23 protein-coding genes and 1 pseudogene are annotated in these 24,412 nt (G+C 59.0%); 17 read left to right on the plus strand and 7 right to left on the minus strand.

What is annotated here, in order from left to right:
• Window positions 1–75 precede the first annotated feature (75 nt).
• Genes GWQ29_RS17465 through GWQ29_RS17480 form a run of 4 tightly spaced genes read left to right on the plus strand, consistent with a single transcriptional unit; the run spans window position 76 to window position 1,989 of the window.
• Window positions 76–384 (plus strand): hypothetical protein, encoded by a 309-nt coding sequence (locus GWQ29_RS17465; RefSeq protein WP_275919943.1) that lies wholly within the window; start codon window positions 76–78, stop codon window positions 382–384.
• Complete coding sequence (locus tag GWQ29_RS17470) at window positions 381–797, plus strand: phage protein Gp36 family protein (protein WP_275919944.1); 417 nt, start codon at window positions 381–383, stop codon at window positions 795–797. The genes GWQ29_RS17465 and GWQ29_RS17470 overlap by 4 nt, the downstream gene beginning before the upstream one ends.
• Window positions 794–1,240, plus strand: coding sequence for a hypothetical protein (locus GWQ29_RS17475; protein WP_234593669.1), 447 nt, complete (start codon window positions 794–796; stop codon window positions 1,238–1,240). The genes GWQ29_RS17470 and GWQ29_RS17475 overlap by 4 nt, the downstream gene beginning before the upstream one ends.
• On the plus strand, window positions 1,240–1,989 hold the full coding sequence (locus GWQ29_RS17480) for a hypothetical protein (protein WP_275919945.1): 750 nt from the start codon (window positions 1,240–1,242) through the stop codon (window positions 1,987–1,989). Before GWQ29_RS17475 ends, GWQ29_RS17480 begins: the two co-directional genes overlap by 1 nt.
• 105 nt (window positions 1,990–2,094) lie before the next feature.
• On the opposite strand, the gene GWQ29_RS17485 is transcribed toward GWQ29_RS17480, so the two are convergent.
• Both GWQ29_RS17485 and GWQ29_RS17490 read right to left on the minus strand, forming a co-directional pair.
• On the minus strand, window positions 2,095–2,679 hold the full coding sequence (locus GWQ29_RS17485; RefSeq protein ID WP_275919946.1) for a hypothetical protein: 585 nt from the start codon (window positions 2,677–2,679) through the stop codon (window positions 2,095–2,097).
• Window positions 2,680–2,842: 163 nt separating this feature from the next.
• The gene (locus tag GWQ29_RS17490; RefSeq protein ID WP_275919947.1) at window positions 2,843–3,271 is read right to left on the minus strand and encodes a hypothetical protein; all 429 of its coding nucleotides are present in this window, start codon (window positions 3,269–3,271) and stop codon (window positions 2,843–2,845) included.
• Window positions 3,272–3,920: 649 nt separating this feature from the next.
• Here GWQ29_RS17490 and GWQ29_RS17495 point away from each other — a divergent pair.
• From GWQ29_RS17495 to GWQ29_RS17530, 8 genes are all read left to right on the plus strand, one after another.
• Window positions 3,921–6,749 (plus strand): tape measure protein, encoded by a 2,829-nt coding sequence (locus GWQ29_RS17495; protein ID WP_275919948.1) that lies wholly within the window; start codon window positions 3,921–3,923, stop codon window positions 6,747–6,749.
• Window positions 6,746–7,114, plus strand: coding sequence for a hypothetical protein (locus tag GWQ29_RS17500; RefSeq protein WP_275919949.1), 369 nt, complete (start codon window positions 6,746–6,748; stop codon window positions 7,112–7,114). The genes GWQ29_RS17495 and GWQ29_RS17500 overlap by 4 nt, the downstream gene beginning before the upstream one ends.
• Complete coding sequence (locus GWQ29_RS17505) at window positions 7,111–10,725, plus strand: curculin (mannose-binding) lectin protein (RefSeq protein ID WP_275919950.1); 3,615 nt, start codon at window positions 7,111–7,113, stop codon at window positions 10,723–10,725. Before GWQ29_RS17500 ends, GWQ29_RS17505 begins: the two co-directional genes overlap by 4 nt.
• Window positions 10,726–10,819: 94 nt before the next feature.
• Window positions 10,820–12,013: a hypothetical protein gene (locus GWQ29_RS17510; protein WP_275919951.1), complete on the plus strand. Its 1,194-nt coding sequence runs from the start codon at window positions 10,820–10,822 to the stop codon at window positions 12,011–12,013.
• 2 nt (window positions 12,014–12,015) lie between these two features.
• Window positions 12,016–13,137, plus strand: coding sequence for a LamG-like jellyroll fold domain-containing protein (locus GWQ29_RS17515; RefSeq protein ID WP_275919952.1), 1,122 nt, complete (start codon window positions 12,016–12,018; stop codon window positions 13,135–13,137).
• Window positions 13,138–13,147: 10 nt separating this feature from the next.
• Window positions 13,148–13,552 carry a hypothetical protein gene (locus GWQ29_RS17520; RefSeq protein WP_275919953.1) on the plus strand — a complete coding sequence of 135 codons (405 nt, stop codon included), beginning with the start codon at window positions 13,148–13,150 and terminating at the stop codon, window positions 13,550–13,552.
• A 27-nt stretch (window positions 13,553–13,579) separates the two neighbouring features.
• The gene (locus tag GWQ29_RS17525) at window positions 13,580–15,532 is read left to right on the plus strand and encodes a hypothetical protein (protein ID WP_275919954.1); all 1,953 of its coding nucleotides are present in this window, start codon (window positions 13,580–13,582) and stop codon (window positions 15,530–15,532) included.
• Window positions 15,529–15,753, plus strand: a complete 225-nt coding sequence (locus GWQ29_RS17530) for a hypothetical protein (protein WP_256684027.1) — start codon at window positions 15,529–15,531, stop codon at window positions 15,751–15,753. Before GWQ29_RS17525 ends, GWQ29_RS17530 begins: the two co-directional genes overlap by 4 nt.
• 116 nt (window positions 15,754–15,869) lie before the next feature.
• On the opposite strand, the pseudogene GWQ29_RS17535 reads toward GWQ29_RS17530, so the two are convergent.
• Window positions 15,870–15,995 (minus strand): annotated as a pseudogene (locus GWQ29_RS17535) (L-threonine dehydrogenase); the annotation flags it as partial.
• A 392-nt stretch (window positions 15,996–16,387) separates the two neighbouring features.
• Here GWQ29_RS17535 and udp point away from each other — a divergent pair.
• Window positions 16,388–17,143: a uridine phosphorylase gene (gene udp / locus GWQ29_RS17540; protein ID WP_042657049.1), complete on the plus strand. Its 756-nt coding sequence runs from the start codon at window positions 16,388–16,390 to the stop codon at window positions 17,141–17,143.
• 138 nt (window positions 17,144–17,281) lie between these two features.
• Here udp and GWQ29_RS17545 read toward each other — a convergent pair whose 3' ends face one another.
• Window positions 17,282–18,013, minus strand: coding sequence for an RluA family pseudouridine synthase (locus tag GWQ29_RS17545; protein WP_275919955.1), 732 nt, complete (start codon window positions 18,011–18,013; stop codon window positions 17,282–17,284).
• A gap of 175 nt (window positions 18,014–18,188) precedes the next feature.
• On the opposite strand from GWQ29_RS17545, the gene rihA reads away from it, so the two are divergent.
• Window positions 18,189–19,124 carry a pyrimidine-specific ribonucleoside hydrolase RihA gene (rihA, locus tag GWQ29_RS17550; protein WP_275919956.1) on the plus strand — a complete coding sequence of 312 codons (936 nt, stop codon included), beginning with the start codon at window positions 18,189–18,191 and terminating at the stop codon, window positions 19,122–19,124.
• Between the two features lie 33 nt (window positions 19,125–19,157).
• Window positions 19,158–19,628, plus strand: coding sequence for a hypothetical protein (locus GWQ29_RS17555; RefSeq protein WP_021137959.1), 471 nt, complete (start codon window positions 19,158–19,160; stop codon window positions 19,626–19,628).
• Between the two features lie 201 nt (window positions 19,629–19,829).
• On the opposite strand, the gene GWQ29_RS17560 is transcribed toward GWQ29_RS17555, so the two are convergent.
• The 3 genes from GWQ29_RS17560 to GWQ29_RS17570 form a co-directional block, all read right to left on the minus strand.
• Window positions 19,830–20,126, minus strand: a complete 297-nt coding sequence (locus GWQ29_RS17560; RefSeq protein ID WP_265434624.1) for a winged helix-turn-helix domain-containing protein — start codon at window positions 20,124–20,126, stop codon at window positions 19,830–19,832.
• A complete protein-coding gene (locus GWQ29_RS17565) occupies window positions 20,123–20,653 on the minus strand; it encodes a DUF1523 family protein (protein WP_005312938.1) in 531 nt (176 codons plus the stop codon). Before GWQ29_RS17565 ends, GWQ29_RS17560 begins: the two co-directional genes overlap by 4 nt.
• 177 nt (window positions 20,654–20,830) lie before the next feature.
• Complete coding sequence (locus GWQ29_RS17570) at window positions 20,831–22,453, minus strand: methyl-accepting chemotaxis protein (protein WP_265422447.1); 1,623 nt, start codon at window positions 22,451–22,453, stop codon at window positions 20,831–20,833.
• Between the two features lie 164 nt (window positions 22,454–22,617).
• Between GWQ29_RS17570 and GWQ29_RS17575 the strand changes: the two genes are divergently transcribed.
• Window positions 22,618–23,250, plus strand: coding sequence for a LysE family translocator (locus GWQ29_RS17575; protein ID WP_021137956.1), 633 nt, complete (start codon window positions 22,618–22,620; stop codon window positions 23,248–23,250).
• Between the two features lie 363 nt (window positions 23,251–23,613).
• Window positions 23,614–24,405, plus strand: coding sequence for a DUF1460 domain-containing protein (locus GWQ29_RS17580; RefSeq protein WP_058395060.1), 792 nt, complete (start codon window positions 23,614–23,616; stop codon window positions 24,403–24,405).
• Window positions 24,406–24,412 lie beyond the last annotated feature (7 nt).

Here is a 24,412-nt window from a genome sequence, read left to right on the forward strand (position 1 = left end):
TAAACGGCCACAGGATTGGCGTTTAACTCCCCGTTTAAACAGGCCTCGACCAGATATGAAAGAGGGAAACATGAGATGGAACACGAGATGGAACAGGCTATTCGAGTTGGCATTACATCTACGCTTCGTCAGGTCTATTTCCGAGCGGGCCTGCCGATTGATCCAGGCAAGTCTGAGATGGCTGTGTCGCCTCTGCAGTGCGAGACCCTGGAGGCCGATCCGCGTCTGGTGGTCGTGCGGTTGGTTGAGGACGCCGAGCTTTCGCCAGCTGACCCACCGCAGACGAGCGGGGATCTGGACGCAGCAGTGGGTGGTCTGAGCACAGAGCCCGAAAGCCAGGCGTCTGTCGCCAAGCCCGCCAGTGGTAAGGATAAGGGCAAATGAGCTACGCCAGCGTCAATGACATGGTGATCCGGTTTGGTGAGGCGGAGCTGCTGCGCCTCGCCATGACGCCGGCCGGCGAGCTGGATCAGTCCGCCATCACCATCGCCCTGCAAGATGCCAGAGCCTTGATCGATGGCTACCTGGCAGGGCGCTACCCCTTGCCGCTGGCGCATATTCCGAGTGCCCTGGTCCCCATCTGCGCCGATATCGCTCGTCACCGCCTCTATGGTGAACAGGCGCCGGAGCAGATCGCCAAGCGCAATGAGGCCGCCCTGGTCTTCCTCAAGTTGGTGGGCAAGGGGGAGCTGGCGCTTGGCCTGACGGCCGATGGCGAGCAGGTGGAGAGCCAGAACCTGGCCCAGTTGCAGTCTGATGGCCGGGTCTTTGGCCGAAGCAGTGGGGGCTTTCTATGAGCACTCAAGCCAGCACTCCATCCCCTGAGCTCGACTATCTGGCGGCTGGTGAGCGGCTGCGCGAACTGCTGCTGCCATTGAAGGCGAAAGGGATCAAGGAGGTGTTTGTGGCCACCGACCTAGATGCGGTGGCCAACCTGGGTCAGCATACCCCTGCCATTCATGTGATTTACCAGGGCGAGCGGGAGAACGACACCACCCAATCCGGGCGGCAAAGCGCGTTCGATCAGGTCTGGCTGTTGGTGCTGGTGCATCGCGCCAGCCCGAAGGAGGCCGGCGCGGGTGTGTGGATGGGGCGGATGCTGCAGGCCGTTGCCGGACGGGCCTGCGGAGACAGTACCTTTCGGCGTGAAACCGCACCGGTTCGGCCGAGCTACAAGGGAGGGGTGGCGTATTTGCCCCTTGCCTTCAAGACGACAGTGAAGTTCAAGGGAGAACGCTGATGAGCGAAACATTGCACCTGGAAGGGGATCTCTATATCGAGACCTTCACCAACAACGTGTCGAACGGGGTGATAGGCCCGGTGGACGTCAACAGCCTGGAGGTCAAACCGGACAGCGAGAAGATCAGCATTCCGAGCAAGCGCAAGGGCAAGCTGGGTCAGGCGCGGGAGACCTACTTCGTGCCCAAGCCCGCCACTGTCACTATCAAGACCAGCGAGATCCCGCCGGTCCTGCTGGCCGCTGCCTTTATGGGACTGGAGAGCCCTATCAATCAGGGGGCGGGAACCTTGGCTGATGTGCCGCTGACCCTGCCGGCCCATCCGAAATGGTTGTCGCTTGGCAAGACCAACCTCTCGGCCACCGGCCTGGTGGTGAAGGAGGGGGCCACTGCCTTGGTGCTCGGCACTGACTTCGAGATCAACTATGCCCTGGGGTTGCTGCGGGCCACCAAGGCGGGCGCCGTGGCAGATGGCGGACCGGTGACGTTGAGCGGCAGCTATAACGCCGTCACAGGTTCGCGCATCGCCGGCAACGTGCAGCCTGAGGTGAAGGCCAAGCTGACTCTGGATGGGCGCAGCGTGATCGGCGGGGAGTCCATCATTCTGACGGTGCCCCGCGCCAGTCTGGCCCCCAAGAAGGCGGTGGATTTCCTCAGTGACAAACCTATTGAGATCGAGCTGGAAGGGGAGCTGCTGGCCTTGGATGGCGAGACCGCCCCCTTCTATGTGGACCGGCCGGAGACTGTTTGACGATAGTGAAATGAAAAACGGCGGGGAAATCCGCCGTTTATCTGGTTAGTAGCTTTAAATATGTGGAGCTAATCAATCCAGCAGTTCTTGTAAGATCAACTGATCCTAGTCAGGATAGTTGTTGTTTATGGATAGTTTCAGCTGTAATGCAAGATGGCCTAAGTCGCTAATAATCGCAATACGAGTTTCATCAAGATTGTCAGCTGCGTGAAGAATAAACTGTTCATCCGCTCCAGCCTGAATAGTACTCATTAAATATTCGGATTTAAAATTAAGCATCTTTAATTTACGAGCAAGATGGAGAAGGTTCTCACTTTCCAATTTCGAAAATAGACTGCTAAGAGCGGATTTATCAATAGCTAGAGGATGAACCAAAGCAATAAGAATTTTCCTTTTATTGCCACTTGGGAGAGTTATTTCCATTCTCGATGAATCACCAAGAATTCTAAGTAAATCAGAGAATTCAGCGGATAGTAGGTTTTGTAGTGCTTTACGTTCAGCGAGATCTCTGGCAGTACCCTGCAATTTGAATAGATACATACCACAGAGCACAGCAAGAAAAAATGATAGCCCAGAGCTTATAAGTACATTTAACCAGTCCCAGAATTTATCTGGTTTTAAACAGTACACTGCTAGTGAATAGATAGCTCCAATTAGAGCAGCTATGAAAGTTGAAATTAAAATATGCACGAATACCTCATTAAAATTGTGTACAAATAGAATCTATCTATAACACACTGACACTTGCCTTTGAGTCGGTGGCCAAAGTCACCAGTCGGGAGTCGTTGGCGTGTGTGAACTATAGGAAATATTCTTAATTTTAAATGTTGATGTCTACAAAGTTAAAACCATGTTAGTTGCTACAGTTTTCAAACAGATAATCAATTGTACTTTTTGCTCCTGCAGTTTTAATGACAGCGTCGTTGAACTTGAGTGAACCCGTTGTAGCTGACTGCAATAGATACATAGTGTCTTTGGGTTCTTGAGGCTCAAGTAAAATTGTTTTAGCTGTGGGCGTAGTTACTGCAAATCGCATATCGTTACCATTTATTCGAACTGCCTGGGCCCCATCAATAGGGTTAACACCATTAGTCATTGTATATAAGAAAAAACCGCGCAAAGATCCGGATTCAGTTATCGATGCTGCTAAATATATTGCATTGTCATCAATATATGTAGGTCTGCTATAAGCAGTGCAGTTATCTTTCCCTACAGTCCAATCTGATTCCATAGCGAATATTGATAAGGGAAAGAGCAAGAGTAAAATAATTGCTTGTTTCATTGTAGATACCATTTATTTTATGTTTATACATCCCAAGTTATTACCTTTTAAATAACTTGGTTTTTCTCTGCCGATATCATAACTTATTTTTTCTATCACCTTGAATTTATCTATGTCGATTCCTGGCATGATGGAGTCGATAGTATTTGATAGTTTCATATATGAAACGTCGATATTCCCAGATCTCTGATCCTGCATAATATAAATGATGTTTTTTCGATCAGGGCTAATGAACTCAGAGTTAGTAAGCCAATCAAGAGATGACAGATTTTCATTTGACATATAATAAATTGATGCACCAATCTTCAGTTTTCCACTGTCTAATTGGATCGTGTTTGGACTAATATCAGGGCAAATGAATGGCTTTGATATGTCAACAGCATAGGAAATGTTGGCAGTTATAATGTAGATTAAAAAAAATGAAGCTATTCTATACATTTCAAAGACCTATCTATCAAATTGCTTTTGACAATAATATCATCAATTGAAAATTAATTCATCAAAAAATGGATCCAATTGATTTTCTATAGCGAGCCCATGAAGGGTGTTGTTTTTATGTTGTAAAGATGATTTTAGTAATGGGCAATAAATCCCTAGATTTTCCAACTTCTTCACAATAAGGCATATCTGAATCTCTCAGGAATGCCTCATGCCCACGTCCTCTACCCTGAAACTCGCGCTTGAGCTGGCGGCCAAGGTTACCGGCCGCGAGGATCTGGTTGCGTTGGCGGGAGAGGTGCGGGAACTGGGCCCCATTTCTGACGAGACTGCCGCTGAGACCGCCCGCCTTGCCAGTACCCTGGAAGACTTAAGCCAGCAGCAGGCGCTGATCCAGCAGTTCAATGATGCCAAAGCCGCTCTGACCCAGCTTGAGCTGGCGACAGTGCTGAGCCGTGACAAGCTGGCGCAGTTGCGTGCCGAGCAACAGGCGGGCACGGGGGACGCAAAGGCGCTGGCTGACCAGGAACGGCTGCTGGCCTCCGAGGTCAAGCAGCTGGAGCGCCAGCTGGAGCGCCAGCTGGTCGCTCAGGCCGCCAGCCATACCCGCTTGCACGCAGGCCTCACCCAATCCGGGCTAGATACCCGCAACTTGGGCCAAGAGCAGCAGCGCCTGCAGCGTGAACTGGTCCAGACGGTCGCCCAGACCGAGCGGCTGGGGCGCGAACTTAGCCAGTGCAGCCAGCGGGCCAATGGCTTTCAGGGGGCGATCGGTAGCCTGACGGGCCGCTTGCTGGCCTTGGCGGGTACCTGGTTCGGGCTGCAGACCTTGACCACCCAGCTGGTGTCTATGTTCAAGACCGGTGATCAGGCAGAGCGTCTCGACGTGCAGCTCAAGGCGGTGATGGGCTCTATTGCCGGTGGGGCCGAGGCCAGCGCTTGGATCCAGGATTTCGCCAAGAATACCCCGCTGCAGCTCGATGAAGTGACTCAGGTGTTTGTCCGCCTGAAAGCCTTCGGCATCGACCCCATGGCGGGGGCCATGCTGGGCATCGTCGATCAAGCCTACAAGCTCGGTGGTGGCTTTGAAGAGGTGCAGGGCATTTCCCTGGCGCTAGGCCAGGCATGGGCCAAACAGAAGCTGCAGGGGGAGGAGATCCTGCAACTCATCGAACGGGGAGTGCCGGTGTGGCAACTGCTGGAGCAGGTCACCGGCAAGAATACCGCCGAGCTGCAGAAGCTCTCGGAAGCCGGCAAGCTCGGCCGCGACACCATTGCGGCCCTGATGAACGAGATTGCGGCCCAATCCTCCGGGGCCGCCCGTGACAACATGAGCCTGCTCTCCGGGCTTATCTCCAACGCCCAGGACAACCTGGCCAAGTTCTATCGCCTGGTGAGCGAGTCCGGTGCGCTGGATTGGCTCAAGGGCCAGCTGGCCACCCTCAATGCCGAGTTTGAAGCGATGGCCAGGGATGGCCGCCTGCAAGCCTGGGCGCAGCGTCTTTCCGATGGCTTTATCACCCTGGGGGAAACTCTCAAGTCCCTGATCCAGACCCTCTCTGAGTGGCGCACCGCGCTGACCGTGCTGGCTCAGGCGTGGGTGGGGCTCAAGATTGTCGGCTGGATCGGGGATCTGCGCAGCCTCTATGCCCAGTTTATCGCTCTACCCACGGCGGCAGGTGGCATGACCACGGCCGGTACCGTGGCGGCAGGTGCGGCCATCGGCGTCAGGGCCTTGGGGGCGGCGGTCAAAGGGTTACTGGCCGCCGTGACGGTGGAGGCCATCATCCAGATCACCCAGTTCGCCGCAGCCCTGCGCCAACTGGTGCAGGCCGAGCTTGCCCTCAGAGAGGCGCAGACCCTGCGCTCGGAAACTCAGGCCCGTCTCAACGGCCAGTTTGCGGCACTGTCGGCTGAGCTGGGGGTGGCCATCACCAGCATGGCGGACCTCGATCGCGCTGTGCGTGATGGCAAGGTGCATTACGACGAGGCCACCGGCAGCTGGCGACAGGGTGCCGCCGCCGTCAAAGCCCTGGGGGATGAGGCCAAGGCTACTCGCGACTACCTAGGCGAAATCAATGCCGTGGCCAAGCAGACGGCGGCGGATGGCCCGGCCAAGCTGGCCAAGGCCTTCGAGGTGCTGGGGCTGGACTTCGAGCGGGCCAATGGCCGTATCGGTGCGGGCTTTCAGAAGACCTTGGGCGCGTTGGATGTGCTGGTACAGCACACCGGCACCAGCGCAGCCGCCATCGAGGAGGCGCTGGCCAGTGCCTACAACAGCGCCAAGACCAAGGCCGAGCTCGATGCGGTGATCGAGCGCCAGCAGCAGCTGGCCGCCCAAGGCAAGATCACCGGCGATGCGCTGGCCCGCTCCATGGCCATCGCAAGCGATGCCATGAGCAAAGTGAAAGGGGGCAGCGGTGAGGCCAAAAAGGCAGTGGCGGCGATTGGCGATGGTTTTGATGAGGCCGCCGCGCGAGCCAAGGGGGCGACCGATGCCATGCGGGCCGGGCTCAAGGGCGTGCAGGACGAGGCCGAGCAGACCAACACCAGCCTCTCTGGCGGTGGAGGTGGCAACGGCAACACCCGCACCGTCAATGCCGGATCTTTCTATTACAAGAGCGTGGATATCAACAGCCTGCGCGGCAATGCCGATGGCCTGGCCAACACGCTTGCAGGCGTGGAAGAGGAGCTGGCCCGCTACAGCCAGAAGGTCAAAGACATTCCGGCCTATAGCGAGTGGAGCAAGTATTACGGCGAGAAGTTCCAAAAGGAGATGGAGGCCATGCGGGCCCAGCTCAAGGCGGAGCTCAGCAAGGCCCAGGCCAAGGAGGTGGCCAGCAAGGCCCCGGTGGAAACCCTGCCACCGGCTCAACCCCCATCCCCAACGAGCTCATCCCCTGGGGATGGACGCCGCCCCTTGGCCGAGCGGATCACCATAGAACTCAAAGGGGTGGGGGGCTCGGCCGAACTGCAGGCCGATGAAGCCAACGCCCATGCTTTTATCAAGCTTCTCAAACAGCAGGGATTGCGCTCATGAACGTGACCTTAAACAGCGAGCGGCTGCCCGATGATCTGGTCTGGCGCGACGAGTTTGACTGGTCTCCCGTCGAACAGGTGGTAACGCCAACCCTCTCCGGGGCGCTGCTGGTGGAGGAGACCCCAAGGCCAGAGGGGCGCCCCATTACCCTAGTGGGCCATTGCGCCCGCGCCACCGTGCAGCGCCTCAAGGCGTTGGAAGCGATGCCAGGTCAGTTGCTGACCCTGACCCTGCTGGACGGGGTGGCCCGCACCGTCATCTGGCGCCGCCCCGGCGTCGTGGTAACGGCCTTGATCGAGATGGCTGACCCCGAGGCGGGTGAGCCCTATGCCCTGACCCTGAATTTCACCGAGGTAACCACATGACCATTCTTTCTGGAGATATCAAGCTGATGACCAGCCAGCGGATGACGGACACCCCGGATGGCGGTGGCCGTATCACTGGCAAGGAGGTAGTCAGCGGCGAGCACAATTCGATTTTCCCTGACGTGTCAGATCTGGACCGCGCCTATGGGGTGGTCAACCTGCGCAAGGTATTCCTAGCCACCCAGACCGACAACGTGGATACCTACTTTGGTGCTAACGCCACCGTGCTGCTGCCCCCGAGCGATCCCAACGTGGGCCTGTGCCTGATGAGCACCAAAGACCACCACGACACCCGGGCTACCGCTCGCGACGTGCTGGAGCGCTATCTGGCGCGTGGGCCCAAGTGGCGGGGATTCCTCTACGATACCCAGTTGGAAGGGCAGCGGGCGATCCGCTTCTTCCAGCGGGTCGAGGTGCGCCTGCCAGAGATTGGCGAGACCCTGGTGCTGGTCGGCAACGAGGACAAGGCCGGCGAGTTCGAGCAGTATGTGCGCGTCCTTGAAGTGAATCAGCAGCTGGCCAAGTTCCAGGTGCAGGGGGTGCCAGAGTTCACCCGCAACGTCATCACCTGCACCCTGGCCGATCCCCTGCGCTTCACCTTCGAGGGGGAACAGCCGACCCCCTATGACGTGGTGACCAACGTCAAGACCAGCCTGCGCGAAACCGTGGTGGCCGATGCGGCCAACTACTATACCAGCACCAAGATGGCGGAAGATGCGGCGTTCGGCGCCCTGCAGGTGAAGGCCAAGACCATTTTTACCCAGCTGGTGCCGGCGGCCCGCAGCGAAACCCCGGCCGTGGATCTCACCGCCGCCGGTGAGCTGGCCAGTCTGGTGGATTCTGGCCAGGGGCTGGTGAGCTTCAACACGGCCGCCAATATCGCCCCGAGCCGGGGCCTGTTCCTTGGCAGCGGCGCCAAGCCCGGCACAGTGACCATCACTATCGGGGCGGCGGTGATCACCGACCGGGGCGGCGACCTGGTGGTGGCCGGCACGATAATCGGTGCCATCGACTATGGCCGTGGTCAATGTGAGTTCAATGCCCAGTGCCCGAACTACGGCGCGGCCAGCAAAACGGTGAGCTTCTGGCCAGCCGCCCGTCCATCACGGATTGCCGACACGGCGCGGATCGAGGTCAAGGCGAACAACCGCGGTTATGCCTACACCATCACCCTGATGCCGACCCCGGCACCGGGCACCACCACTGTGTCATTCATGGCGCAGGGGAAATGGTACGACCTGAAGGATAACGGGCGAGGGGAGCTGCGCGGTGCGGATCTCTCCTATGGCTCGGGCACCATCAATCTGGCCACCGGCTCGGTCATGCTGACCCTGGGGGCGCTGCCGGATGTGGACACCTCCATCATGTTCAGCTGGGCCACCCCGGTGAACTACACCAACCGCAGCGGCCAGGCGATCAGCATCAGCAAGAGCGCCTGGCAACTGCCCCACACCGGGATCACCCCAAAGAGCCTGATCCTGACCTGGGGCGCCGGCCTGACCGCCAACGATTCGGTGGGGGATGGCAAGATCCGGGGCGACATCACCGGCACCATCAACTATGCCGAGGGCATCATCGATCTGGAGCACATCACCCTGCCAGCCCTTGGCCAGGAGTATGCGGCCCAATATCAGTACGGTGAGCCGGTGACCGAGCGCCATATCGAACCGGGGCGGTTGAGCACACCGGGGCAGGTGGGGCACCTCTCCATCACCCTGGACGGCTCGGGCGGTGGGGCGACCAACCTCACCCCGGGCTCGGTGTTCGTCAAGTTCAATGCCCTGTACCACAAGTTTGACGTGGACGATCAGGAGCTGGTGATTGAGACCCGCGACCCCATCATCACCTTGCGCGATGACGGTCAGGGCAAGCTGCGCGATGCCAGCGGGGTGGAGCTGGGTGCCATCGACTACACGGCCGGCACCCTGCATTTCATGCCGGACGGCAGCGCCCCCTTGCCCAAGCCGACCTATGCCTGGGTGACGGTGGGCACCCGCTGGGATGGCAACAACCTGCTGGCGGTGCAGCGCTGGACCATGACCGGGATCGAGTACCACACCACGGCGTACACCTTCCCCGATGGTGAGCAGGGCTGGGTGGATGTGACCTACCGCAACAACAACAGTGCGCAGGCCCAGAATGCCACCCTGACCGCGCAGGCGCTGCGTATCGACGTGACCCCCGGCTTTGCCGAGGCGATCCTGGAGGGCTCGATGCGCTTTACCTTAGGGGGAAGCACCTACGTTGACCGCCAAGGCCTGCTCTATCGCAACCCCGACCCTGAAACCGGCTCTGGCATTCAGGCAGGCACCATCGACTATTCCAACGGGTTGGCGGTGCTGGCTGACTGGGCAGCAGGGCAGGCGGCCCAGCCTGCGCTGCTGTCGCTGGCCACCTCGTTCAGCGCCCAGTCGGTGGATGCGGTGACCTTCCGCACCCCGGGCGCCCCATTGGCCCCGGGTAGCCTCTACATCAGCGCCAACACCGCGAGCGGGCGCCGTATCGAGGCCACGGCAGACGGGGACGGCTATTTCACCACCACCGACATGGATGGCCGGGTGAGCTACCAGACCGGCATCGTGCAGGTGCGCTTTGGCCGTAAGGTCACGGCCGCCGGCAACGAAAGCCAGCCCTGGTATGACGCCGAGGCCGTGGGGGAAGATGGCAAGATCTGGAAGCCCATCAGCGTGGTGGCTGACACCATCCGGTTCAACTGCGTGGTGTTCAGCTATCTGCCGCTCGATGCCGACATCATAGGGCTGGATCCGGTGCGGCTGCCGTCTGACGGCCGGGTGCCGTTTATCCGCAAGGGCAATATCGCTGTGGTGCATTCCACCCGCCGCAGTGCCTTTCCGATGGGGGTCACTGCGGGGCAGCAGCTCAATACCAACCGTGAGCGGCTGGCTTATGCCCATGTGGAGGACAAGGACGGCAAGCAACTGGCGCAGGCGCTTTACAGCGTCAACCTGGACAGCGGGATCGTCGCGCTTAGCAGTCCATTAGACCTGACCGGTTATCTGGAGCCGTTGGCGGTGGAGCATCGCATCGAGGACATGAGCCTGGTCACCGATGTGGAGATCTCCGGCCGTCTCACTCTGGCCCGGCCCTTGTCCCATGCCTATGACGCCAGTGACACCCATGTGTCGAGCGCGCTCATCATGGGGGATCTGTGGTCCCGTTACACCAGTCTGTTCGACCAGAAGGTATGGACGAATAAATGGCAGGACTACGTGGACGGCGACCAGTCAACGGCCCAGTACAACGACACCGACTTTCCTCTGGTGGTGACCAACCGGGCCACCATAGAGGAGCGCTGGGCGATCATCTTCCAGTCCAGCACCTCCTTTGTGCTGGTCGGGGAGAACGTGGGCCAGATAGCGCTGGGTGACGTGAACACCGACTTTGCCCCGGTCAACCCCAACAATGGCCAGCCCTATTTTCGGCTGGACAAGCGGGGCTGGGGCACAGGTTGGGCCACCGGCAACGTGCTGCGGTTCAACACCAAATCGGCCAACTTCCCGATTTGGGTTATCCGCACCATTTTGCAGTCGGTGGCGGCCAGTGAAAGCGACAAGTTCGAGCTGCAACTGCGCGGCAACGTTAACCGCTAATAGGTGGGGCACTCTTTTGCAGAGCGCGCCCCACCCCTTATTTTTGCCGTGGGGCCGTTCCTGACAGGCCGGCCCCGCCATGGAGACTGACGCAATGGCTTATCCCGTGAAATGGTACGCGAGTGAAATGCAGGGCGCCCCGAGCCTGGGGGATACCGCTGATGGGGCGCTGGCTGCGCTGCTCAAGGCGGTCATGGTGACCGGCTTTGGCACCCTCACCATCAACACCCTGGCCTGGGATGCGGCCAAGGGCTGGGCGGTGGCGACCTTCTCCGGTGGCCATGCCTACCTGCAAGACTCTGTGGTTGAGGTTGCCGGCGTGAGCCCGGCTGCCTACAACGGCGAGCATCGAGTGATGCAGGTCAGCAGCACTCAGGTGTGGTTCGAGCTGGATGCCGGTGACCCGGGTGCGTCGGGGTCTGGCGCGGCCATGACGATGAAGGTGGCGCCGCTCGGTTGGACCATCAGCCACGAGAGCGGTGACGGCAAGGTGCTTATCATCCGGCCGACCAACGTCAGCGAGTCGGGCAATGTCTCTTTTCGCATCGACAACACTGCATTCAGCGGCTGGACCGGTACCAGCAACGCCTATCTGGCCAAGGTGGCCATGGTCGAGGATGTGGCGGACATCAACACCTATACCAACATCGTGGAGGCCCGTTGGCCAGCGACCAAGCGTTACTCCAACGGCCGCTGGGATCTCATCGGTGACAGCCAGATATTCTATTTCTTGCCAGCCTATGCCGCTGCCAACTACCAGTTTTTGTATAGCTTTGGCTACCTCAAGTCGGTGCGGCCGGGGGATCGCTATCACGCCGTGTTGAACTGGTATCCCACCTCATCAGCCAGCGATGCGACCAGGAACTGGGCAACTGGATCCGGCAGCACAACCAGTTACGGCAATCCCTATCCGGCGTTCGATAACAACTCACACAAATTTATCGCTCGCCCCTACCATCAGCTGTTTGGCCCAACGACCTGGTGGCAGAAAGGCTTGTTTGGTGTGTTTGGCGCGGGGCTACCGATTCCCAACGGCCCAGACAACGGCTTTTATGTCTCCAACGACCCCCCCATGGTGCTGGAGTCGGGCAGCCATCTCCGGGGTTATCAGCCTGGCTTGATCGTGCCATATGGTTCGCCGGCGGTATGGGATAGAAAGAACTTCCGGGATTTGCCAGCCCTGCCGGGCAAGGTGATCCGCTTTATTCTGGTGGGGTATGCAGAGTCGCAGCAAACAGCAGGCCAGCGCGGTCTGATGGGGTTTGATTTGACCGGCCCCTGGAGGTAGTCATGACGACGCTCTATGACACCATCAAAGCGACCAATCCCATTGCATTCTGGCCACTAATGGATAATCAGGATCACAGTGGTAATGCTCGCCATTTGACCGTTCAGGGTACGGTCATGTTTGGTCAAAGCCCGATGAATACGGACTTGCTGCCGTCCATGCAATCCAACACCTCGGTGCTACGGATTGCACAAAACTCCTTGCCCAAGATAGTGGCCATTGAAGGATGGTTCAGGTTGGCAGGGGATAAGATCGGTGAATGGAATGCCGTATTCGGCATCAACCAGCCAATCACTGGATTTAATAACCGCTACATCATGATTTACCATGACTCAGTGCAAGTCTGTTCATACCAAAATATGAATCCCCTCGGCGGCACCACCACCTATCCATCTGCCCGTACTTGGGAAGATCTATCATATGGCGCTCACCATGTTGTCATCCAGTACGAACAGACCAGCGACAGCACCCGGATTTATATAGACGGTGTGTTGGATGTGGGTATGACGGTGCCGTTTGATGTGTTCTTGCAGCTGGCCAACACCTACCTGGTGCTTGGCGGTTATTACTACAATGGTGCCACAAGTGGCCGTTGCCAGTTATCACATGTGGCCATCTATGACCGCATCCTGACGGCCAGTGAGATCGCCGAGCGCCAGACCTACGCTCTGGGCGAGCCGGTCATCAAGCCGGCCAGCCTTACCGTCACCCCCGCCAACCAGGAGCCCAGAGCTGTTTTTCAGCCGCAGGATGTGGCCTGGAGTGGCACCCCGCCGCTCTATGCCGGGCCAGTTAACGTGCAACAGATGAGCCAGTCCATTGTCTGCAAGGGACATGACTATTTCTGGGTCCGTGATGGGGTGCAGAACGTGGACCAGGGCTACATCAGCAACCGGGTTACCATCAACGGGGAGGGGGTCAGGCGCCGGGTACTCTGCTTTAGTCAGGATGGGTATCTGGTGGCGGAAACCTACAGCAGTGCCGTCGATGGGGTCTACCGGTTCGATCACCTCTGGTTGAACCGGCGTTACATGCTGGTCGCCCAGGACGACCCCGCCTTTGGCCCGGCCGATTACAACGCCGTGGCGGCTGATTACCAAGCCCCCACTCCTTACATCGTCTAGCGAGGTTTCCATGCTCACGTTCCACGACTCGGTGCGCACCGCCCGCGCCCAGATATTGGCGGACGCCATTGACCAGGGCAGTGTCGCCCCGGCCACCTTCAAGATCTACGGTGGCAGCCGCCCCGCAGTCGGTGCCGCCATCACCGACCAGCCGTTGCTGGTCACGCTGCAGTTCCAGCTGCCATGTGCCCAGTCGGTGACCGGTGGGGTGCTGACCCTCAAGCCGCTGGCCGAGCAGATGGCTACCGGATCCGGTGCCCCCACCTGGGGGCGCTTTGCCAATCGGGATGGTGACTTTGTGGCGGATCTCGACGTGGGGCCACCCGGTAGTGGCGCCGATCTGGAGATCCCCACCAACGAGCTGTTTACCGGAGCCCTGGTGCGCATCAACACCGCCACCGTCACCGAACCGTAAGCCAAGACCTAACCACCGGAGCCACCTATGGCCAGAAAGGATGCGGCGCTTGAACTGCGCAAGGCGCGCCAGAACAACGGCAATCTGGAGCTGAACCAGGCCGAGGTGGTGCGCTATGAGGCGGTGCTGCAGAGCACCTCCTTGCCGCCTGTGCTGGCCTGTTCGCCCGGGCTGGTGTTGCCCGCTGTGCTGGCGGGCCAGATAGCCGCTCCCGCGCTGGCTGTCGATGTGGGGCTCATCTTCCAGGGGGCGCTGGCAAGCCAACTCCCGGCTGCCGTGGCCGAGTTCCGGGGCACCATCGTCATCGAGTGCGCCATGGCCGTGACCACCGAGCCGGTGATCCACGACTTTGATGCCGGTTATGACGTGAACGTGTTCCGGGGGCCGAGCCATGCCAGCGCCAGTGATTGGGGGCGGGCGGATCTGGTGAGCGGTGGGGTGGCCAGTGATTGGCAACGTCCCGCCATTGAGCGCGCCACCTGTGCCGCTGACTGGCAGGAAGCCGCGCCGTTAGAGGCCGCCGTTGTCGAGCACGGGGATCTGATGCCACCCCGCTATGAGCTGAACCGAGGGGTGTTTGAGGAAGGGGCGCCGCTGGGACATGCCCATGGTCAACAGGTTGACAACCTGCCCCCTGGCCATGCTGCTATCCGTTCGCTGTGGGTGGAGGGGGAACAGGTCGGCCGCTGGCAGTTAAGCGGCTATCGCAACCCGCCGCGCTTTGATCAGGTGTGGCAGGCCGACCAGTGGCAGGAAGGGGCCAAGCTGGGCAAGGTCATCGGTGGCCAGCGCTGGCAGTTGGGGGCCTCGCTGCACCTGCACTGGCTGGATGGTTGGGACGAGGCCATGCTGCCCCCGTGGGGCACAAGCCCGCCACCCAAGCCGCCGATCACCCCGGAGCGCCCGGACAAGCGCACCAAGACACTGGCGTTCGGCCGCAAGCGTGGCGATGCCAGACTGGAGTTTGTCTGGCATGGGCAAGACGCCCGCATCGTTATCCCGACCCGGAGGGTTTATCTGGTGAGTAACACAGCAAGCATTGTGCGCGTGCGCGATGGCCTCGACATCCCGGCCACTGCCGTGAATATCGAGCTCGACACCGACTCCTGGGCCTGGCAGTTCAGCGCCCAGATCCCGCGCATCGCGGCGGCGGCCCTGACCGATGAGGAAGAGGTGAGCATCCACATCAACGGCCAGCAATGGGAGTGCGTGTGTGATGGTTGGCAGTCGAGCCAGAGCTTTGCCCGCGAGTCGGCCACTCTGACCGGCCGCTCTCGCACTGCCTACCTGTCGCCGACCCATATATTGGCGCAAGCGGTGAGCGAGAGTGCGGCGGCCACCATGGCCCAGTTGGCGGCGGCCGTGCTGCCGTTTGGCTGGACATTGGAGTGGCAGGCGGCGGATTGGCTGGTACCGGCCGGCTTCTTCAGCCTGGACAACCAGACCCCAATCGAGGTGGTCAAGTACCTGGCCGAGGCGGCCGGTGGCTTTGTGCTGCCACACCAACGCAACCGACATCTGGTCATCAAGCCGCGCTATCCCACTGTGCCCTGGCAGCTTGAGACGGCGCTGGCCGATGTGGCGATCCCCCGCGCCATCATCACCACTCTGGGCAGTGACTTCCAGCCAGGGCTGGCGGCGAACGGTATCTGGGTCAGCGGTGGGCATCAGGGGATCAGTGCGCGGGTCATGCGGCACGGTACCTCTGGCGAGCAACTGGCCCAGAGCATCACCCATCCGCTGGTGTGCGATGTGGTGGCGGCCCGCGCCCAGGGCGTGGTGGGGCTGGCCAAGACCATGCCCAAGCGCACCCAGACTATCGAGCTGCCGCTCTCGGACGATACGGGCTTGATCCTGCCGGGGGCTCTGCTCGCAGTGGATGGCTGGAAGGGGTACAACCAGGGCGTCAGGGTCTCTGCTGCTTTGCAGAACAAGGCCATGACGGTACGCCAGCAACTGAGCGTGGAGCGATTTGTATGAACCTGTTCAAGCGATTCCTGGAGCTGGTACCCGGTGCCGACCCGCTGCTGGTCGGTACCGTGACAGCCATGAGTAGTACCACGACCACCCTGGATACGCTGGCAGGGGGCACCGTTACAGTGCGCGGCGTTGGGGTAGCCATCGGCAAGAAGGCTTTTTACAGGGGAGGGGAGCTGGCAGGAGAGGCGCCGGATTTACCGACCTATGAGATAGAGGTTTAATACCGGTTTAACGGGCTTATCAAACTCGGCGATTCCTGTGCCATCAAGTTTGATAAAAGTGCCAAGGGCACGTTTTTCGTTTTAGGCAGACAGATTTTTCATTTTTCGCGGCGGGCTACAACACGATCGGTGACGATTAGCGCCTTGCGATAGCCATAACCCTTGATATCGGCCGCTGCCTCTTGCAGACAGCCCGCTCCCATCAGGTTGATTGCGGGAATATAGAACTTGAATGTCGCCATGATGGACTCCGTATGATTAGCCATTAAGTGGTATGCGGACGTCAAAATAGCATCGTCAGTGGGGATGAGAAGGGGTCAATGGTATCCTGTTTGCAACTTTATGGACTCGATCACGTACCGATAAACCGGGGCGAGACAGGGATTGACAAGGCCGCTTGCCCCTTTCTTGGCAGAAAAACGTTTTTCAAGAAATTCATCAAGTTAGCAAACGTTTTGCGCTGGATTTGTCACTTTCAATGCGTGGAAGTGTGAGGTGCTTCAAGGAATTGGAAAGCGCTTTCGACCATAGTTGGCGCCTCCCCAGAGAGGGGAGTGAGGGTTTGAAAGTACCATCAAGAATCATCTTAACTTGCGCCCTGACCATGTCGGCCGGGAGCAACCAGGAGTCCACTATGTCTGATGTTTTTCACTTGGGTTTGAAGAAAGCTGATCTGCAAGGCGCCACCCTGGCGATCGTCCCCGGTGACCCCGAGCGCGTGAAGCGTATCGCAGAGCTGTTGGATAACCCGGTGCACCTGGCCAGCCATCGTGAATTCACTACCTGGCGCGGCGAGATGGACGGCAAGGCCGTGATCATCTGCTCTACCGGTATCGGTGGCCCGTCCACCTCCATCGCGGTAGAAGAGCTGGCCCAGCTGGGTATCAATACCTTCCTGCGTATCGGCACCACAGGCGCTATCCAGCCGCACCTTAACGTGGGTGACGTGATCGTGACCACCGGTTCCGTGCGCCTTGACGGTGCCAGCCTGCACTTTGCTCCTATGGAGTTCCCGGCTGTGGCCGACTTCGATTGCACCACGGCACTGGTCAACACTGCCAAAGAGATGGGCTCCAAGCTGCACATCGGTGTGACTGCCTCTTCTGATACCTTCTACCCGGGTCAGGAGCGTTACGACACCGTATCCGGCCGCGTAGTGAGCCGTTTCCAGGGTTCCATGAAAGAGTGGCAAGCCATGGGCGTGCTGAACTATGAGATGGAATCTGCCACCCTGCTGACCATGTGCACCAGCCAGGGCCTGCGTGCCGGTATGGTGGCTGGTGTTATCGTCAACCGTACCCAGCAGGAAATCCCGAACGCCGAGACCATGGCGAAGACCGAATCTGATGCCATCAAGATCGTGCTGGGCGCTGCCCGCAAGCTGATCTGATAGCCACACCGAGTGGGGGGTGGGGGCCGTTGCGAAAGCACGGCCCCTATCTTTTATCTGTCGTTCGCACCTTTCCTCTCCCGTCACGCCTTTCACTGATCCCGCCACACTCACGCTTACGGCCTCTACTCATTGCCCCTAAAAAGGCGCAGCACAGCGGATCTGCATCGGCTTGCCGCTCACCGGATGCACCAAATCCAGCTCGCTGGCATGCAGCATCAGCCGTGGCGTCAGCTCAGTACCTGGCAGTACAAGACCGCCGTAGAGATCGCAGCCGAGGATGGGGTGACCCAGCAGCTGGCAGTGGATCCGCAGTTGATGAGTACGGCCGGTCTCCGGTACCAGTCTGACCCGAGTCAGTCGCTGGGTTTCCCCCTGTTCACTTTCACGACAGAGGCGATCTTCCACCTCATAGCGGGAGCGAGCAGGTTTGCCGCTGGCGGCGCAGATCTTCATCAGGGGAAACAGCGCCGGATCCTTGGCGATGGGGGCATCGATCACCCCCTCATCGTCGGTCAGATGATCGCACAGCAGGGCACTGTAGGCCTTGCTCACAGCCCGCTGGCTGAATTGCTGGCAGAGCAGGGCGTTGATGGCCTTGTTTCTGGCCACCACCATGATGCCGGACGTACCAAAGTCGAGCCGGTGCACCAGGGTGCAGCCGGGATAATCCTGCACCAGCCGGTAATGGACAGAGTCGAGATTCTGCGGATTTTTGCCCGACAGGCTGAGCAGGCCGCTCGGCTTGTTGATGAGCAGCAGGTGCTCATCTTCAAACAGGATTTCGATGGCAGCCTCGCAGGGCGGGGCAATGAAGGTATCGACGATGACGGACATAGGGCGCACGGGCTGGAAACGGGGGGCGATCATACTCGAACCGGCTGCGCGGGGCGAATCGAGGGTGAGCCGATGACGTCCATTACGGCGAGTTTGACAGCAACTGCTTGATAAGATGGGCTGAGTCCGTTTTGTGACTCCCTCCCGAGTTAATCTCATCACGGGTTGTTAAGGTATGGTTCCCTGTCATGTTGCAAGGAGTCTGTCCATGGCGTTGCCCGTTATTCTCGATTGTGATCCCGGCCACGATGATGCCATCGCCCTCATACTGGCGCTGGCGAGTCCCGAACTCAAGGTGTTGGCGGTCACCACCAGTGCTGGCAATCAGACACAGGAGAAGACCCTCAACAATGCCCTGCGCATTCTCACCCTGCTGGGGCGTGACGACATTCCGGTGGCGGCAGGGGCGCCCAAACCACTGGCCCGCGAGCTTATCATCGCCGACAACGTCCACGGCGAGTCTGGCCTCGATGGCCCCACGCTGCCGGATCCCGCCTTTGCGCCCCAGGCCATGACGGCGCTTGAGCTGATGGTCAAGTGCTTGCGCGAGAGTCCGGAGCCGGTCACCCTGGTGCCGACCGGCCCGCTCACCAATATCGCCCTGCTGCTGGCGGCTAATCCCGAACTCAAGCCCAACATCGCCCGTATCGTACAGATGGGCGGCGCCGCGGGGGCGGGCAACTGGACCCCGGCGGCGGAATTCAACATTTATGTGGACCCTGAAGCAGCCGATATGGTCTTCAAGTCAGGTATTCCCATCACAATGTGTGGCCTCGATGTGACCCACGAAGCGCAGGTAATGGACGAGGACATAGCGCGGGTGCGCGCCATTGCTAATCCGGTGGCCCGTTGCGTGGCCGGTCTGCTCGACTTTTTCATGATCTACCATAGGGATCCCAAGTGGGGATTTGCTGGTGCGCCGCTGCACGACCCCTGTACCATTGCCTGGTTGCTGGCTCCCGGTCTGTTTCACGGGGTCGAGTGCCGGGTCGATATCGAGACCCGGGGGTTGCATACCACAGGGATGACGGTGGTGGATCGCTATCAGCTCACCGGAAAACCGGCCAATGCGCTGGTGTTGCTGGGACTGGATCGCCCGGGTTTTATCGACTTGCTGGTCGAGCGACTGCGGTTTTTTGGCTGACGGCCATTGCACTATTGAGAGAAGGGACGGGAAATGTACAAAGCGTCGCTGGCACTGCTGGCCGGGTTGCAATTGACGGCCTGCTCCACGCCGTTCGAATCCATGTGGCAGGGGTTGGCGACCTGCGATCTCGACCATCTCTACCTCGACAGCGAGACCGGCGAGCCGGCCCACCCTCAGCTCAAGCACTTCACCCCCTACAAGGTGACGGACGGGTTTGCCTGGTACAAGACCCATGAAGAGTTGCATGGTCTGCCCATCAGTGGCTTTCTCATCCCCTCGTCCACTTTCGAAGTGCACGCCCTGTTTGTGGATACCCCCATCGCCAATGCACGCAGGCTGACCCACAATGCCTATGGCAGCGAGTTTGCCGACGAGCAGAAGCACAATGAGGGATTGGCCCCCTTGCTGCTGCGCGACCCCAACAACCCCAAGCGTTCCATCATCGACTGCACCCAGGCTGAGACCCAGGAACCGCTGCCGGAAGAGCCCTTCCCGGAGTAAGTCGTTTCCGCGTGCCGAAACCTGTGTCTGCCCGGGCAATATAAAAAGAGGCCAGCCTTGCGGCTGGCCTCTGTTGATCGTCACCGGTGCGATAGTGCCCCGTCAGTCGTTATGGATAACCCAGTGTTTGCTTGATGGCAGGCAGCTGGGCCTTGATCCAGGCTGGATTGGATAGACCCCCCAGTCAGCAGTGCGATAGTGCTATGGATAACCCAGTGTTTGCTTGATTACGGGCAACCGGGCCTTGATCCAGGCCGGATTGATGGGACCCCAGTCGCTGATGCGATAGTGCCCCTGCAGGTGGCGCGCCCCTTCCGTCTGCTCGAAGCCGCAGCTGATATCGAGATCAGCCAGTGCCGCCAGCGTATCCTGGGCGGTGCGCCGCGGCATGCCGGTGGCCGCCATGATGGCCGGGATTGTGTCCGTGCCGCTGCTTATCAGCCAGGCAACGTAAAGCCGTCGGTAGAAACTGGTGCGAGTCTTGCTCGGCTCTGTCATATCTCGTCCTCGAGCCGGTCGAAGTAGCGCCAGGTCGCGATGGCGGCTTTACCCATCACCAGTGCCCAGATACCGAACCAGAACCAGCGGAAGAAACTCCAGGTGGAGGCCTCAGGACCCGTACTCTCTATCTTGGTGACGTTGGGGAACATGGTGAACATGTTCACGCGCCAGCCGTAGGAGGTAATGATGGCCAGACGCTTCTCGAACTCCATGGACTTGGCTTTTGCCTGCACATCGGCCGCGTTGAACTTGAAGTAGAAAGGCCAGCCCCAGCCGGTATCTTCATTGCGAAATACCCGGATCTGTTCGCCCGGGCGTTCGGTATAGATGTAGTAGACATCCGTGGTGGGACCGTCTGCCGGGTTTTTCTGGCTGATGGGGCCATCCTTGTCGGTGCGCTTCACTTCCACCCCTGTGATGGTGGCTATGGTGTGCTCCGGCAGGTAGTAGTCGAGCCAGATGGCGGAGACGAGGGCGATGAGGCCCAGGCCGATGAAGGCCGGTTTCTTGAAATGCAGCTTCATGGTGATCTCATGTGAGGGGAAGTGACGTGCCTCTACCATACTCACATTTGGTGCGACAGCCCAGCCCCCAATGAAGCCACATTATAAAAAAGCCGTTTAAAACAATAACAAATGTGTCCATTCATTAACACAAAGGCCCCGCTTGTGGGGCCTTTGTGTCGATCGCGCAAGCGGATGTCACAACTGGAACTGGGCCAGCTGTTTACGCTGCTGCTCGGCGAGCTGTGACAGTTCGTGACTGGCGGCGGCACTCTGGCTGATGCCGGCCACACTCTGGTTCACTATTTCGTAAATATTGGTGATGTTGCGGTTGATGTCGGCGGTGACGCACGACTGCTCTTCGGCGGCGGTGGCCACCTGGGCATTGGCCCCATTGATCTGGTTGACCGCCTCCGTGATGCCACCGAGCAGCGCCTGCACCTCGCCGGAGAGCTGCTGGTTGTGCTCAAGGATGGTGAGGGTCTCCTGCATGCCGTTGTTGGCGGATTGGGACTGGCTCTGCAACTGCTCTATGATGGTCTGGATCTCCTTGGTGGAGTCCTGCGTGCGGGCCGCCAGCAGGCGTACCTCGTCGGCCACGACCGCGAAGCCGCGACCGGTTTCACCGGCGCGAGCAGCCTCGATGGCGGCATTCAGGGCCAGCAGGTTGGTCTGCTCCGAGATGCTCTGGATCACTTCGATCACCTTGCCGATCTGCTCGGACTGGGACTTGAGGCACGCCACCACGGCAGCGGCGCTCTCCAGGCTGCCCGCCATGCGGCTGTTGGCAGCGATACTCTCCGCAAACAGAGCCAGCCCCTGTTCGACCCGGCTATTGGCATCCCGCGCCAGCCCATCTGCCAGGGCGGCGTTGTGGTTGACGTTGTCGGCCGTGCTGGCCAGCTCGGTCACGGCGGAGGCCACCTGTTCTGTCTCGCTGCGCTGCTGCTGGGCATTGGTCTCGGACTGGGTCATGACGGCGGCGAGCTCGGTGGCGGCAGAGGCCACGTTGCCGCTGATACCGGTCAGGGTATGGATTGTGCTGCCAAGCTGGGTCAGTGTCTGGTTGATGTCTTTGGCCAGCTGGCTCAGTTCATTGCTGCCATCGGCGTTGGCCCGCACGTTGAAGCGCCCCTGGGCGACGGCGCGCATCACCTCCTGCAACTGGCCTATGGGGCGTACTATCTGGCCGGACAACCACCAGCCACCGAGCAGCGCCGCTATCAGGGTGGCACTCATCATCAGCAGGGTTCGCAACAGGGTGGCGTTGTAGTGCGCCTCTTCCTCGGCGATTTCGGTCTGGATCAGCTGGTTGATGCGCGCTGACATGGTGTCGATCTGCTTGATCAACTGCTCCCCCAGCTCACGAAAACGCAACCGTGACTGTTCGTAGGTGGCGGCATCGCCACCTCCCTGATGTTTCTGGGCCAGCAGCGGCAGCATGTTGTTGCGGGTGTGGCCGAGATAAGCCTGCAGGCCGGCGGCCACCTGGCTGTTGTCCTGCTCGGCACCCGTGATCACCAGTCGGGACAAGATGGTCCCAATTTCCTGTTCCGCCGCATTGAGATCGTTTGGCAATTGGGCGAAGCGCGCCGGATCGTACAGGCCATAGATGGCGTTGGTGCGCATCCGGTAGGTGGCGTGGATCAGGGCAGCGATGTCGTCCTTGTGGCGCGTCACGCTGGTGGTGGTCTGGTTCATGTCCGCAATGGCGCTGTCTATCTCCTGCTTGCTGATCCCGGCCATCAGGACCATCAAGAGGCTGGCGAGCAGAAGCGGAACAAGCACTTGAAGACGGATGGACAGGTTACTCAACGACATGGCAGGTCCTAACCCAAAAGAGGAGTGAGGCGGCATATTACACAGGCGCGACAACTATTGTCACAAGGTTTTATTGCTGAAATCATGCTGGCCGAAAAGGTTTTTTCTTGTGTTAAAAGAGTGTGATAGGCAAGATCTCAAGCTTGTTACCATGGAGGTGTAGTGTGTCCGACTGGATTGATCCCGCGATTCTGGCGCTGTTTGTGCCTACGTTCTTTTTTGTCTCTGTTACCCCCGGCATGTGCATGACGCTGGCGATGACCCTCGGCATGAGTCTGGGGGTGCGCCGTACCCTCCACATGATGTGGGGTGAACTGGTCGGGGTCGCGCTGGTCTCTGTGCTGTCGGTGATCGGGGTGGCGGCCGTCATGCTCAACTATCCGGCGCTCTTCTCTGCCTTCAAATACGTGGGTGGCGCCTATCTCATCTGGCTCGGCATCCAGATGTGGCAGGCCAAAGGCAAGATGGCCATACCGGCGGATCTGTCGGCCGGACAGGAGACACGCCCCCTTGGTCTGGCCATGCAGGGTTTTGTCACTGCCATCGCCAATCCCAAGGGGTGGGCCTTCATGGTCTCCCTGCTGCCTCCTTTCATCAATGCAGCCAAGCCGATGACGCCCCAGATCAGTGCCTTGGTTGCCCTGATCCTGGTGATCGAGTTCTCCTGTCTGCTGCTCTACGCGGGCGGTGGCCGTACCCTGCGCCACTTCCTCGCCAAGAGCGGCAACGTGACCCTGATGAACCGGATCGCCGGTTCCCTGATGTTCGGTGTCGGTGTCTGGCTGGCGCTCGGCTGAGTGCTTGTTGCCCAGTGAACGCAGTCCCGTGATGGGGCGGGTAACGTGTCTCGTCAGACAGTGACAGCAAGGCCATGACGAGCAACGAAAACCCAAAACGAAAGCCAACAGAGAAGCCCCGGCCGTGTCGGGGCTTCTCTGTTTGGTCGCCATCGAGGTTATTTTCCACCAGCGGGTATTCATACCAGCGTGAGTTTGTATCAGGCCAATATCTGGCAAGCCGGGTACATTTACTTACATTTTTTTTGTTTTCAATTGGCCCTTAATTCATCAGTCTCGAATGGCATTAGATGCATATTGTCGACGCTGTTCGCGACAGGGGTACCCCCTGCTGCTCGTTTTTATGGTCAAGGATGGTACTCAATGGTGAAGGTAATAGGCGCCGCTTTGCTCGCTTTTTCTGGTGGGGTTGCGGCCGGCAACGGGAAAAACCTGGATTTTTACAATATAAAGGAGCAGCAACTCACCAGGATGTTTGCTCAACATCAGAATGTGGCACCGGGTCAGTCAATAAAGGATTTCTCGCAACTGTTTCTCGAGAATCCTTATGTTGCCAATCGGCTGGTGGGATCGAGCGACCGGCAGGAAAAACTGGTGGTGGATTTTGGTGAGCTGGATTGCTTCACCTATCTGGATTACGTTGAGTCACTGCGACACTCAACGAGTGTGCATAATTTCATCGAGAATGTCATGTACACTCGTTATGTAAATGGTGAAGTCAACTACCTGACCAGAAAGCATTTTTTCTCTGATTGGGTCCATGGTGGCAATCAGGTGAAGGATGTGACCCATCTGGTCGGCAACTATGTGGTGACCGCCGCCAAAGTATTGAATCAAAAAGAGGATGGCAGTCACTATATTCCGGGGCTGGCGGTGAAGAACCGCGACATCACTTATATTCCTGGTGATCGCGTGGACGAAGACATGCTGAGCTTGCTGGAAGATGGCGATTATATCGGTATCTATACCAATATTGCCGGTCTGGATGTGACCCATACCGGTATTTTCATTCGGGGTGAAAATGGCCCCGTACTTCGCAATGCTTCTTCTGTTTCGACGAATATGAAGGTAGTGGATTCGCCTTTTATTGACTATGTGAAAAACAAGCCAGGCATTCTGGTTTACCGCGCAACAGAGGGCAATATCCGGTCATGATGGGGGC

It is taken from the genome of Aeromonas sp. 2HA2 (assembly GCF_029237345.1).
Taxonomy (GTDB): Bacteria; Pseudomonadota; Gammaproteobacteria; order Enterobacterales; family Aeromonadaceae; genus Aeromonas; species Aeromonas salmonicida.